This window comes from Clostridium sp. DL1XJH146, assembly GCF_054819755.1.
Window position 1 is genome coordinate 33,272 of record NZ_JBTVVN010000023.1, and the last position, 13,047, is coordinate 46,318.

Below are 13,047 nucleotides of genomic sequence, written 5' to 3' on the forward strand. Positions count from 1 at the left end.
TCAATACCCTCCAATCTTTCTAATATTTTTATTATATTTTCAATTTTATTAAAAGGTCATTATTATCTCATTTTACATTATCTATATATTTTTTATTATATCACACACATTATTCAAATCCAAATAAAAACACACTATATATTGTATTTTTTTATTGTTTTTTAACAAATCTTCTATTTTTTTTGACTTTTTATTGCTTTTTGCCTGCCAACCTAAACCTCAATTTTAAAAACAATCCTCCCACAATCCGGACTATAAGCGTCAATTATCCCATTATGCTGCTCAACAATAGACTTATCAACCTCCAGCCCAATACCAAAGCCACCAGTCTTACTATTTCTAGATTTATCCACTCTGTAAAATCTTTCAAAATACTCACTGTGACTACCTTCATCAATATAGTTTAATGAATTATCCAGCAATATGGACATAAGCTTCTAAATGGCATCATAATCCCCATCAATTCTAATCCCTTCTGCAATATCAGTCTGTAATTCCTTACCATAAGCAACCAATGCCGGTTCAAACCCATAAACAGCATCCTTTACATAGCCATAGCAACATCTTCTTCAACAAAATCCATTACTCTAGTTTCAAAGTTCTCAGAATTACCTTTCTTAGAAATCATAACTGAAAAAGTCCTAATCGAATCCCTATCCATAAATCCCATATTGCCCAAAATCACATCCGAACTTTCTTCAGCAATCGAACTAAGAATAACATCAGCCTTTCTAATATTAACCTGACTGCTAATCATCTGAACTGCTAATACAAGAAAAAACAATACCAAACTTATCACTGATATCGCTACAATTGTAAACCGTCTTTCCATTTTTTTAATCATCAATTAACACCAACCTATACCCAGTATTTCTTTTGGCATTTATCTGAGTATTTGCACCGATTTATCTGAGTATTTGCACCGATTTTTCTAAGCTTTTTCGTAAATCAGAAATATTAACCCTTACAACCGACATATCCACATCATTGTCATATCCCTAAATACGCTCAACCAGCCCATCTGCCGAAACAAAATATTCTTTATTGTTTATAAAAAACTCCATCATCTGGAATTCCTTATTGCCAAGAAACTCACTTCCACCTTCTAAAAAAATCTTACTATTAACTAGGTCAAGTTTAACATTCCCTAATACAATATGCTTCTCCGCTCTTCCGTCACTTTTTCTGCGTGTCATCGTTCTTATTCTAGCAAAAAGCTCATCAACGGCAAAAGACTTCGTCAAACAATCATCCGCCCCTCTATCAAGGCCTTCAACTGGGTCTTTAATTCTTCTTGTTCGCATTCTTATAATCATTAAGCTTTTTGAAATACCCTATGTATTTCTTGCCTTAAATACACAATAGTCTACGAACCTAAAATAAACCTAAAACCAAAACTAATTGTGATTAATAAGGCTTCTTTAGAATCTTCTAATGTAAGACAGCGGTTGCGGCTCTCTTAAATTGCACGCTCAAAATATCGTTTGTAGAAAATAAAATTGAACGTTAAAAAAGGGAACCTATTTTGGAGATTCCCTTACATATATTCCAGCTTTATTCCCACTCAATAGTAGAAGGTGGTTTACTAGTTATATCATAAACTATTCTATTTACACCTTTAACTTCATTTACTATTCTTCTTGATACTTGGTCAAGAACTTCATAAGGGATTCTTGCCCAATCAGAAGTCATTGCATCTGAAGATGTTACAGCTCTTAAAGCCACTGTGTGGCAGTATGTTCTTTCGTCACCCATAACTCCAACTGATTGGATGTTTGGTAGACATGCAAAGTATTGCCAAATAGCTTCGTCTAAACCAGCCAACGCAATTTCATCTCTAAATATTGCATCTGCTTCTCTTACTAATTCTAGTTTCTCATCAGTAATCTCTCCAAGGACTCTTATAGCCAATCCTGGACCTGGGAACGGCTGTCTCCATACTAATTTATGTGGAATGCCAACTTCTTCTCCTACAGCTCTTACTTCATCTTTAAACAATTCTCTCAAAGGCTCAATAAGTTCAAAATCCATATCTTCTGGAAGTCCACCTACATTGTGGTGACTCTTAATTGTAGCTGAAGTTTTTGTTCCACTTTCAACTACATCTGGATAAATTGTACCTTGAACTAGGTAATCAATTTCTCCTAGTTTATTTGCTTCTTCTTCAAATAATCTTATGAACTCTTCACCTATTATTTTTCTTTTCTTCTCTGGGTCACTTACACCTTTAAGTTTTCCTAAAAATCTATCTTGAGCATTTACTCTAATTAAATTCATATCAAATTGTTTTTTAAATATTGTTTCCACTTGATCGCCTTCATCTTTTCTAAGTAAACCATGATCAACGAAAACACAAGTAAGATTTTTACCTATAGCTTTGTGCACCAAAACAGCTGCTACAGATGAATCTACTCCACCTGATAAAGCACAAAGTACTTTTTTATCTCCAACTAATTTTTTAATCTGTTCTATCTTCTCTTCTGCAAAAGACGACATTGACCAATCACCTTTTAATTCACATATTCTAAATAAGAAATTTCCTAACATTTTTTGTCCAAATAAAGTATGTTCAACTTCTGGGTGGAACTGAACACCATAGATTTTCTTATCTTCATTTGCCATAGCTGCTACAGGACATTGGTCAGTTTTAGCTATAATTTTAAAGTTTTCTGGAACCTCTGACACATAATCAGTATGACTCATCCAAGATTGGTCTTTTTCTTTTAAACCTTCAAATAATAATGAATCTACATTTAATTCAACTTCTTTTTTTCCGTACTCTCTTATATCAGGACTCTCTACTTTACCACCTAAAGCATATGCTGCAAATTGATGACCATAGCAAATACCCAAAATAGGAATATCTAATTCAAAAATCTCTTCATCTATTTTAGGCGTTCCTTCACCATAAACAGAACTAGGTCCCCCTGTGAATATTATACCTTTAGGATTCTTTTCTTTAATCCTTTCTATTTCTACATCATAAGGTAGAATTTCACAATAAACATTATGTTCTCTTACCCTTCTTGCTATAAGCTGATTATACTGTCCACCAAAATCTATAACCAAAACTAATTCGTTTTTCATATGTGCCTCCGTATGACAAAATTTTGTTTCCTAATTATTTAATCTTAATTTTCCTAGCAATGAAAAATGGAACTTTACGCTCCATTTTTCATATAATACATCTAACCTACAAATTCTATTATAAATCAATATCCACTAATAACAAACAACAAGTAAATTATTTTTTATCTATTTCTATTAATTTTTATTTGTTCTTCATTTATTTTAATTTGTTTTTATATTTTTATTCGTTTTTATTAATTTACAGATTTTGCGCAAGCAAAATCATCCTTAATTGTGCATTGTGCATTGTGCATCGTGCATTGTATCTTCTACGCATTCACACTATAATTAGGTGCCTCTTTAGTAATTGAAATATCATGAGGATGACTTTCTCTTAGTCCTGATGCTGTTTGAGTAACAAATCTAGCATTTTGGAATAAATCTTCTAAAGTAGGAGCTCCTAAATATCCCATGCCAGATCTAATACCACCCATAAGTTGGAATAAAGTATCTGCAACTTCGCCCTTATATGGAACTCTTCCTTCTACACCTTCAGGAACTAATTTTTTATTATTTTCTTGGAAATATCTATCTTTACTTCCATCAGCCATTGCTGCTAATGAACCCATTCCTCTGTATACTTTATAGCTTCTCCCTTGGTAAATTTCCTTCTCACCAGGAGCTTCTTCACAACCAGCAAGTAATGAACCCATCATAACAACTTTTGCTCCTGCTGCTAAAGCTTTAACTACATCTCCTGAATACTTAACACCGCCATCTGCAATAACTGGTATTCCGTATTTATTAGCTTCCTCTACACAATCCATAACTGCTGTAAGTTGAGGAACCCCTACTCCAGCTACAACTCTAGTTGTACAAATAGATCCAGGTCCGATTCCTACCTTCACGCAATCTGCTCCTGCTTCAATAAGCTCTTTAGTTGCTTCAGCAGTTGCAATATTTCCAGCTATTACTTGAAGTTCCGGATATTTTTCTTTAACTAATCTTACTGCATTTATAACTCCAAATGAATGACCATGTGCAGTATCAATAGTAATCACATCTACTTCAACTTTTACTAGTGCATCTACTCTCTCCATCATATCCCCTGTTACACCTACTGCAGCACCACAAAGCAATCTTCCTCTTGAGTCTTTTGCTGCATTTGGGAATTTTCTAACTTTTTCAATATCTTTTATTGTTATTAATCCTTTTAACATAAAATCTTCATCTACCAAAGGAAGTTTTTCTATTCTATGTTCTTTCAATATGTTTTTAGCTTCATCTAAAGTTGTATGTTCAGAAGCCGTAACAAGATTATCTTTAGTCATTACACTATCTATTCTTCTTGAATAATCTGTTTCAAATATTATATCTCTATTTGTAATTATACCTACTAATTTGCCCTCAATACATACAGGAACTCCAGATATTCTAAATCTTTTCATAAGTTGTAGTGCTTCTTTAATGGAATTGTCAGGAGCTAACGAAAAAGGATTTGTAATAACGCCATTTTCTTGTCTTTTAACTCTGTCTACTTCTGCTGCTTGTCTATCTATGCTCATATTTTTATGGATAATACCAATACCACCTTCTCTAGCCATAGCTATTGCCATTCTAGAGCCTGTAACTGTATCCATGCTCGCACTCATAAGTGGTATACTCAATGAGATTTTCTTAGTAAGTTTAGTTTTTAAAGTAACATCATTTGGCAAAACCTCCGATTTGTTAGGTACCAATAATACATCATCAAAGGTATATGCTTGTTTCCATATTATAGCCATAGTTAACCCATCCTTTCGTTTCCTATTATTATAATTCTCTTTACTTTTTTGAATTTTCCTAAATACAACAAAAAAACACCAATCCCAATAAATGAAATTAATGCTATAGCAAAAATTTCACTTATAGTCAGAAATTACGGTTTCTGGTAGATACTCCTTGCCAATTCAAGGTATATACAAGTGATTACTTCGTATTTATATTATTTAATATTCTATTTTAAAACACTAATTTTGTCAATCGATATTTCTGAGATTTGATAAAAATCTTGCATATTTTTTTTAATAATAGCTTTTGCATACACTGCATTTCTATAATTCATAGAGTTTTTTAACTTAATATCTAATTTTTATCTTTGAATAAAGCAATAGTATTATTTTTTTTGAATTATAAAATTCATTTTATAATTCAAAATGCTTTTTTAGTTGCATATATGGTTTTATATGCTTTTCTGGTTTTTTTCATAAATATTAATAACAAATAACCTCTTTCTTTATGAAAATTATATTCCCTGTGCCAATTTACAAATTAACATACACTTAACATATCTAAATATAATTCCTCTTATTTTTTTAGTATACTAAATATATACAGCTAAAAACTTTATTTACCTATGCACAATCTCTTAATCTCTTTACATATAAATAAATAATTATACTATAGTTCAAAAGGAGCCTTCTATTTATGATTAAGGAATTAAATAATATTATAGAAAACAAAAAAATAAATATTGTTTTACAACCAATAGTATCTTTAAAAAACGGAAATACTTTCGGATATGAAGCCTTATCAAGGACATGTTCTGATTCATCTATTCAAAACCCTGAAATTCTCTTTTCTTATGCAAAACAAAATAAAAGGCTATGGGATTTAGAATCACTATGCAGAATAAAAACATTAGAAAAATACAAAGAATTAAACTTATCTGAATTTCTATTTCTAAATGTAGATCCTTTAATTATAAATGATAAATCTTTCATTGAAGGATTTACTAAAGAATATTTAATAAACCATAATATATCCCCTGAATTAATTATATTTGAAATAACTGAAAGGACTGCAATTGATGATTATTGCAGCTTTAATAAAGTAATAATTAATTATAAAAATCAAGGCTACAGAATAGCATTAGACGATGTTGGAGCTGGTTATTCAGGTTTGAAAACTCTATCAAAAACTAAACCTCATTTTGTTAAAATAGATATGGACTTAATCAGAAATATTCATAAAGACTCTATAAAAAGCGCCTTAATAAAATCTCTAGTATCCTTTTGCAATTCAACTAATATGAAAACTATTGCCGAAGGAATAGAAACGAAAGAAGAATTATATCATCTAATAAAATTAGGTGTTGATTATGGTCAAGGTTATTTCATACAAAAACCTAGTCCTAATATTCACTGTATAAAAGAAAATATCCAGCTTTATATAAAAAAATGTAACAACGTTGATGTACTTGACCATAATAAAAGAAAATTATATATCGGAGAACTATCAGAGAATATAAAAGTTTTTGAATCAAAAACGCTATGTAAAGAAATCCAGGAATATCTTGTTATGACTGAAACCAAGGGGGTTACAATAATCGAGAACAAACTTCCTGTTGGTTTAGTTATGAAAAGCACATTAGACAGTAAATTAGCAATGAAATACGGATATTCTGTATTTTCTGAAAGACCAATATCTTTGCTTATGGATAAGAGACCATTAATCGTAGACTTTTATTCTGATATAAATGAAGTAGCACAACTTGCAATGGAAAGAAGTTCTAACCATATCTACGATTGTGTAATAGTAACTAAAGACAATTACTATTGTGGTCTCGTTACTATTAAAAATCTATTACTATACAAAACTGAAGTAGAAAGGTCTATTGCCAAAGAATTAAATCCACTTACAGGATTACCTGGTAATAATCTTATTGAAAATCACTTAAATAAATTAATTCTGTCTAACGTTAAGCATGCTGTTTTGTATATAGATATTGATAATTTCAAATCTTTTAATGACACTTATGGTTTCGAAATTGGTGATGATATCATTATATTCACAGCAACAGCTATTCAAAATAAACTGAATGAGTTATTCATAGACACTCAATTTTCAGGGCACATCGGTGGCGATGATTTCATAGTTATTTTTCCTTATGAAATTGAAAAAGTTAATAATTTTTGTGAATCATTAATTACGTATTTTGATACTAGTATAGTTAATTTCTTTACCAATGAAGATATAGCGAATAAATATTATAAATCTACTAATAGAAATGGTGACTTAATAAAAATGCCTTTAACAACCATATCCATATCGGTACTATGTGGATTTTTTTCAAATTACATCAATGCTCAAGAAATTTCTCAAGAAATGAGCCATATAAAAAAAGAGGTGAAAAAAGTAAAGAAAAGTGCATATATAATAAAAAATATGTGATGAACTATATCTAATGTGAAATTGGAGAAAGTCTGCCATTAATTTTAAAAATTTCGAATAATAATGAAAAATCTTATTTCATCAAAAAGTTAACATATTATAAGTTTCTAATAATAAAAAAGCTCTTGCAATATGCAAAAGCTTTTTTCTATTTCGATTAATACATTCCATCCATTCCCATTCCTGGTCCACCTGGCATTGGTGATTCTTTCTCAGGAATGTCAGCAACAACACATTCAGTTGTTAAGAATGTTGCGGCAACTGAAGCGGCATTTTGAAGAGCTGATCTTGTTACCTTAGTTGGGTCAACAATTCCTCTTTCGATCATATTTACATATTCTTCACGACGAGCGTCAAAACCTATACCTACTTTACTGTTTTTAACTTTTTCTATGATCACTGAACCTTCTAATCCAGCATTATCAGCTATTTGTCTTACTGGTTCTTCTAAAGCTCTCTTAATTATTTCAATACCTACTTTAACATCTGCTTCATCAGAATCTAATTCTTCCACAACAGGAATAGTATTTACATAAGCAGTACCACCACCTGGAACAATTCCTTCTTCTACAGCAGCTTTTGTAGCAGCTAAAGCATCTTCTATTCTTAATTTTCTTTCTTTCATTTCTGTTTCTGTAGCAGCACCCACTTTAATTACTGCAACACCACCAGACAATTTAGCAAGTCTTTCTTGCAATTTTTCTTTGTCAAATTCAGAAGTAGAAGCCTCTATTTGATTTCTTATTTGTCCAACTCTATCAGAAATAGCTCCTTTATTTCCCTTACCATTAACAATAGTAGTTGTCTCTTTTGTTATTTTTATACTATCTGCAGTACCAAGCATATCCATAGTAACGTCTTTTAATTCTAATCCTACTTCTTCTGAGATAACTTCTCCGCCTGTTAATATTGCAATATCCTTTAACATTTCTTTTCTTCTGTCGCCAAAACCAGGGGCTTTAACAGCTACTGATACAAAAGTACCTCTGATTCTATTTACAATAATATTAGCTAAAGCGTCTCCTTCAACATCTTCAGCAATTATTAATAACTTCTTGCCTGATTGAACTATTTGCTCTAATAATGGCAATAAATCTTGGAAATTACTAACCTTCTTGTCTGTAAGCAAAATCACTGCATTATCTAAAGAAGCTTCCATTTTCTCAGTATCAGTTACCATGTATGGACTTATATAACCTCTATCAAATTGCATTCCTTCAACTACGTCTAATTCAGTTATCATAGATTTTGATTCTTCTACAGTAATAACACCTTCATTACCTACTTTTTCCATAGCATCAGCAATTAATTTACCTATAGTTTCGTCAGAAGCTGAAATTGCAGCAACCCTTGCAATATCTTCTTTGCCATTAACTGGTTTAGAAATATTCTTAATTTCTCCAACAGCTTTTTCTACAGCCATCATAATTCCTTGTCTTATAAGCATTGGATTAGCACCAGCTGTAACATTCTTCAAACCTTCTCTTATAATAGCTTGAGCAAGTAATGTTGCAGTTGTAGTACCGTCACCAGCTACATCATTAGTTTTAGTGGCAACTTCTTTAACTAATTGAGCTCCCATATTTTCATATGGATCTTCTAACTCTATTTCTCTTGCAATACTAACACCATCATTAGTAATTAATGGTGCTCCAAATTTTTTGTCTAAAACAACATTTCTACCTTTTGGTCCTAATGTAACTTTTACAGTATTAGCTAGTGTATCAACACCAACTTGCATAGATCTTCTAGCGTCTTCACCAAATTTAATGCTTTTAGCCATTTTCAATTCCTCCTCAATTAAACTATCAATTATTCAACAATAGCTAAAATATCATTTTGTTTAACAATGATATATTCTTCACCATTTACTTTAACTTCTGTTCCAGCGTATTTAGAATACAAAATTCTATCGCCAATTTTCACTTCCATTACAATTTCTTTTCCTTCAACAATTCCACCCGGTCCTACAGCAACAACTTCTGCTTCTTGTGGTTTTTCTTGAGCTGAACTTAAAAGTACGATACCACTCTTTGTAGTTTCTTCCGCTTCTAATTTTTTAATTACTACCCTATCACCTAATGGTCTAATATTCATTATAAACCCTCCTTATGTAATAAATAGGAATGTTTGTTAGCACTCTAGTAAAACGAGTGCTAACAAATATAATATTAATTTATAGTAAATTTAATATCAAATTCCATACATTAACTAATAACTCTAAAAACAGCTAATATTTTAAGTTATCTTTCCTTATCTCGTAAAATCATCTTATTACTTTATTTTACTCTCATTTTAATGAAATCTTAGTAAAACATATATTAAATTCTATGTTATAATTAACTATTCTTTTGTTAAAAATATATTATTAGAGGTGATATAATGGGCAATATAGCTAATTACAAACAAAATTTTTTTACTATCGTAACAGCATTTATCCTTAGTTTTATATTAATAAGTTTCAGTGCTAAATTCACATTAAATTTTAAATCTCTTTATTATTTTGATATATCCTATCTTAATATAAGTGAAAACTCTGGTTATTCAGAAAATGAAATCAAAACGAATTACAACTATATAGTAGATTTTGTAGCTTCTCATAAAAACACTGAATTTAATTTACCTTCACTTAATTATTCTGAGCAAGGAAAAATTCACTTTGAAGATGTAAAAAAGGTATTCAATTTTATGGACAATCTAATGTACATACTCTTAATTCTATTAGTTTTCCTTGTACTATATGCTCTTAAAAAGAAAAATTTTAAATTTCTACGTTATACTACATATTTATTAATAATACTGCCTCTTGCAACTTTAATACCCTTTTTAATTAATTTTGACTATAGTTTTACCATATTTCATGAAATCTTATTCAGCAACGATTACTGGATATTTAATCCTATTTATGATCCTATAATTACAATACTTCCTGAAGAATTCTTTTTCCATTCCCTTGGTGTTATTGTTATATTTCTTATATTGTCTAGTATATTATGTAATGTACTCTATAAAAATATTAATAAATAGCTAAAAATAAATATCTAATTTAGCTATTTATTTTTAGTCGTATCATGAGTCATTGATTTAATTATTCTATCACCTCTTAATAACCCTATTAGAAACAGTAAACTCATCACAACAGCTATTACAATTAGAGAGGTGTGTCTTCCATCTAACAAACTGTCACCAAAGTAAGCTGATATAAAAATCCCAGGAAGCCTACCCATAGTGGAATAGAATATATAATCTTTAAATTTCACTTTGGAAATACCACAAAAATAACCCATTATATCCTTTGGCATTCCAGGTATTACATAGAAAAGGAATATAATATATTTCTTACTCCCTATTTCTAATATTTTTTCAAAATTAGTTAAATGTTTCTCTGAAATAATTTTTTCTACAAATGGTCTTCCAAATTTTCTTGATATACCATAAATAAGTACACTCCCTATGGTTATACCAATCAAAGATAATAAACCTCCGATCACACTTCCATAAATAAAACCACCTGCAATTTGAATTATTTCACCAGGAATAAAAAATACTATTACCTGCGATATTTGTAATGCAAGAAATACTATAAATCCAAGTTTTCCATATCTTAAGACAAAATCATTTATTTTGATAGGATCCTTAAAAAAATATATATACTTTTCATAGTATTCATAACCTGATATTAGTAAAAATAGTGCTAAAGCTATAAGAACAATATATACTTTATATTCAATTATTTTTTCTTTTAGTAATTTAATCATATAATCACCTTAATTTTGTTTTATTATTTGACTATATTTTAAAACATAATTAGCAATGCTTTTTAAAAAATAATTAGCAATTTGCAATTTTGAATAATAAAATCATCCTTGATTGAAAGTTATTATACTTTTATATTGTTTTCTCTTGCGTAGTAAAATAAATATTGCTGAGCAAAACCTGATAGTTTTCCAAATTTTTCTATGCTGAATTGTCTTATTTTAGGTAATGATATTTCTGGAGCTAAATAGAAATATTGCATCGCTCTCTTTACCCATACATCTACAGGAAAAGCAGTCGTTTTATCCAATGAAAAGAACATAATACAATCAGCAACTTTTGGTCCAATCCCATCTAGTTTTTGTAACTCTTTAAAACAATCATTATCCTCTAATGTCAGCATATAATCAATATCTACAACGCTATTTTTTAATTTTAACAAGGTTGACTTTATATATTTTGCTCTAAATCCAGCACTACAGCTTTTAAAATCATCTACAGTACTATCTTTTAGGTCTAAAAGAGAAGGAAATGTATAATAAACGTGCCCTTTATACTCTATAGGTTTACCCCATTTAGTGCTAATATTATTTATCACTTTTTTTATCATAGGAATTCTATTATTAGCAGAAATTATAAAAGATATAATAATTTCAAAAGGCTCTTGATTTAAAATTCTTATGCCATCACCAAATTCAACAGACTTTTTTAATATTTCATCTTTACTTAGTAATTCTTTTATCGTTCCGTAATCTCTGTATAAATCAAAGTATTTAACCCAAATCTCTTCAAAATCTTTTTCATTTGTATTATATATATAAATATCCCCATCTTTTTTCTCAACTTCGATTACTCTATCATATGCTACCCCTATGTAGGTACCTTCATCAGTTTTATCCCATCTAAAACATTGCCCACATTCAAATACATGCTTTAAATTAAAACTTCTTACATCCTTTATAATAATAACATTATCAATATTCTCAATATAATTAAAATCCATATTCTCACACTCTCTCTCGATATTTTATTAGTCTGTGTTTTATAATCTTGTTGATATCAAAACTTTTGTTAAGTAAATTACTTTAGCGTAAATAACAATTGGCAATGTTCACTTCTTTTTTTAGCAGAGCCTCATTTTATATATTCTTCACTATTATGATAAATTATAACATAAAAAAATAAGGATTTTATGAATAAAAAATCCTTATTTTTAATAATATATGATTTATTATTTAATTTTTTTTAACTAGATTTTTCAATTGTTTCTTTATGAAAATTATTAAAAGTGGAATAATATAAATAAGTGATGCTGCCATTTCTACATCCTCACCCTCTACAAATATATCTATTCCCTCTCCAAATAAATGTCCTCCAATTAAAATCAAAAAAACAGTTAATACATTAAAAATTAAATTTATCCTCAATTTTAAAGATGTCTTATAGATTAGATACATAACAATCACAGAAATAACCGCACCTATTGATACCCCTAAAATAATTGATATTGGTCCTAAATTAGCAAGCGGGATTAAAAAAAGTATAATCTCCAAACTCTCCCTGAATACTGTAACAAAAGCTAGTAAAAACAAACTAATTTTCTCTAATTTCACTTCATTATTATCTTCTACACTAAGTGAAACTGTTTTCCCAATCTTTCCTACCCAAGCGATGTTATACAAGACAAGCAAAGCGATGAACACCATGGTTCCACCAAGGAAAATATCTTTCGATAATCCTCTAAGTGAATTTATTCCACTGATAATCAATATTCCAGATATTATACTTACAACTAAACCTGCTGAAGAACCAATTACAATATATTTACTCAATTCTTCTTTTCCTATCTTAGTAACATAAATCATTAAAGGAACAAGAATAATTAACATCTCTAGAGCTTCTCTAAAAGTTATTGTTAATGCTGTTAACATATTTTTACCCTCCAAATAATCTAGTGTGTTTTCATAGAAAAGTGCTATATCACCTACCTATGTATTGAAAAAGGGTATT

12 protein-coding genes and 1 riboswitch are annotated in these 13,047 nt (G+C 29.6%); of the genes, 2 read left to right on the forward strand and 10 right to left on the reverse strand.

Annotated features, from left to right (window positions below; genetic code table 11):
- Window positions 1–212: 212 nt before the first annotated feature.
- From ACVHXK_RS11895 to guaB, 5 genes are all read right to left on the reverse strand, one after another.
- The gene (locus tag ACVHXK_RS11895; protein WP_461206616.1) at window positions 213–422 is read right to left on the reverse strand and encodes an ATP-binding protein; all 210 of its coding nucleotides are present in this window, start codon (window positions 420–422) and stop codon (window positions 213–215) included.
- Window positions 423–544: 122 nt separating this feature from the next.
- Window positions 545–844 (reverse strand): hypothetical protein, encoded by a 300-nt coding sequence (locus ACVHXK_RS11900; RefSeq protein WP_461206617.1) that lies wholly within the window; start codon window positions 842–844, stop codon window positions 545–547.
- 154 nt (window positions 845–998) lie between these two features.
- Complete coding sequence (locus tag ACVHXK_RS11905; protein ID WP_461206618.1) at window positions 999–1,316, reverse strand: response regulator transcription factor; 318 nt, start codon at window positions 1,314–1,316, stop codon at window positions 999–1,001.
- A 238-nt stretch (window positions 1,317–1,554) separates the two neighbouring features.
- Window positions 1,555–3,087, reverse strand: coding sequence for a glutamine-hydrolyzing GMP synthase (gene guaA, locus ACVHXK_RS11910; protein ID WP_461206619.1), 1,533 nt, complete (start codon window positions 3,085–3,087; stop codon window positions 1,555–1,557).
- Window positions 3,088–3,398: 311 nt separating this feature from the next.
- Window positions 3,399–4,853 (reverse strand): IMP dehydrogenase, encoded by a 1,455-nt coding sequence (gene guaB, locus ACVHXK_RS11915; protein WP_461206620.1) that lies wholly within the window; start codon window positions 4,851–4,853, stop codon window positions 3,399–3,401.
- A 104-nt stretch (window positions 4,854–4,957) separates the two neighbouring features.
- A riboswitch (purine riboswitch) is annotated at window positions 4,958–5,053 on the reverse strand.
- A 482-nt stretch (window positions 5,054–5,535) separates the two neighbouring features.
- On the opposite strand from guaB, the gene ACVHXK_RS11920 reads away from it, so the two are divergent.
- Window positions 5,536–7,281: an EAL domain-containing protein gene (locus tag ACVHXK_RS11920; protein WP_461206621.1), complete on the forward strand. Its 1,746-nt coding sequence runs from the start codon at window positions 5,536–5,538 to the stop codon at window positions 7,279–7,281.
- A gap of 157 nt (window positions 7,282–7,438) precedes the next feature.
- On the opposite strand, the gene groL is transcribed toward ACVHXK_RS11920, so the two are convergent.
- Window positions 7,439–9,064 (reverse strand): chaperonin GroEL, encoded by a 1,626-nt coding sequence (gene groL / locus ACVHXK_RS11925; RefSeq protein ID WP_461206622.1) that lies wholly within the window; start codon window positions 9,062–9,064, stop codon window positions 7,439–7,441.
- A 29-nt stretch (window positions 9,065–9,093) separates the two neighbouring features.
- Window positions 9,094–9,378, reverse strand: a complete 285-nt coding sequence (gene groES / locus ACVHXK_RS11930) for a co-chaperone GroES (protein ID WP_461206623.1) — start codon at window positions 9,376–9,378, stop codon at window positions 9,094–9,096.
- Window positions 9,379–9,663: 285 nt separating this feature from the next.
- Here groES and ACVHXK_RS11935 point away from each other — a divergent pair, with 285 nt between their 5' ends.
- A complete protein-coding gene (locus ACVHXK_RS11935) occupies window positions 9,664–10,308 on the forward strand; it encodes a TIGR01906 family membrane protein (protein WP_461206624.1) in 645 nt (214 codons plus the stop codon).
- 23 nt (window positions 10,309–10,331) lie between these two features.
- Here ACVHXK_RS11935 and ACVHXK_RS11940 read toward each other — a convergent pair whose 3' ends face one another.
- The 3 genes from ACVHXK_RS11940 to ACVHXK_RS11950 form a co-directional block, all read right to left on the reverse strand.
- Entirely contained in the window at window positions 10,332–11,039 is a 708-nt protein-coding gene (locus ACVHXK_RS11940; protein ID WP_461206625.1) for a TVP38/TMEM64 family protein, read from the reverse strand.
- A 122-nt stretch (window positions 11,040–11,161) separates the two neighbouring features.
- A complete protein-coding gene (locus ACVHXK_RS11945; protein WP_461206626.1) occupies window positions 11,162–12,040 on the reverse strand; it encodes a DNA-3-methyladenine glycosylase family protein in 879 nt (292 codons plus the stop codon).
- 232 nt (window positions 12,041–12,272) lie between these two features.
- Window positions 12,273–12,968, reverse strand: coding sequence for an FTR1 family protein (locus ACVHXK_RS11950; protein ID WP_461206627.1), 696 nt, complete (start codon window positions 12,966–12,968; stop codon window positions 12,273–12,275).
- Window positions 12,969–13,047: the final 79 nt, after the last annotated feature.